Source organism: Allobosea sp. GW821-FHT03A12, assembly GCF_058986765.1.
Map to the genome: position 1 here is coordinate 1 of NZ_JBYSVZ010000027.1, position 554 is coordinate 554.

Here is a 554-nt window from a genome sequence, read left to right on the forward strand (position 1 = left end):
TGGCATGGCAGTGCCGACCGGACGGTCGCTCACAGCAACATGGACGCCATCGTCGCACAGTGGCGTGGCCTGCACGGACTGAAGACTGTGGAGCCCGAGAAGAGCGCCGTCGGCCCTCATTCCCGGAGAATTTGGCGCGACGACACTGGCATCGCGAAAATCGAGGCTTTCAGCATTGCCGGCATGGGACACGGCACGCCGCTCAGCGGCGCCGACGATATCGGCACCCAAGGGGCGTTCATGCTCGACGCCGGAATCTCGTCCACCCGTCATATCGCGCGGTTCTGGCAGTTGACCGAAGCGGGATCTGAGCTCGCCTTGTCGGCTCACGTCGAAGCGCCCCCCGAAGCCACGCCGGAACGCATCGGCCGAGAATCACCTACCGCCCCCTCGTACGTACGAGGATCTGCCTCCGGCGTCGGCAAGGTGATCGAGGATGCGCTGCGAGCGGCGGGGCTCATGCGCTAGCCGCGGGTAAAACCCGACACTGCCTGCGCAACCTATTCTGGAGAATCCGGAACTTCGTGAGCGGCCATCCGTTGGGTTCTTATGAG

At 64.3% G+C, this 554-nt stretch carries 1 pseudogene; it reads left to right on the forward strand.

From position 1 onward, the window contains the following. Window positions 1-468: pseudogene (locus AC3WLC_RS32080) on the forward strand (extracellular catalytic domain type 1 short-chain-length polyhydroxyalkanoate depolymerase); the annotation flags it as partial. Between the last annotated feature and the right edge of the window lie 86 nt (window positions 469-554).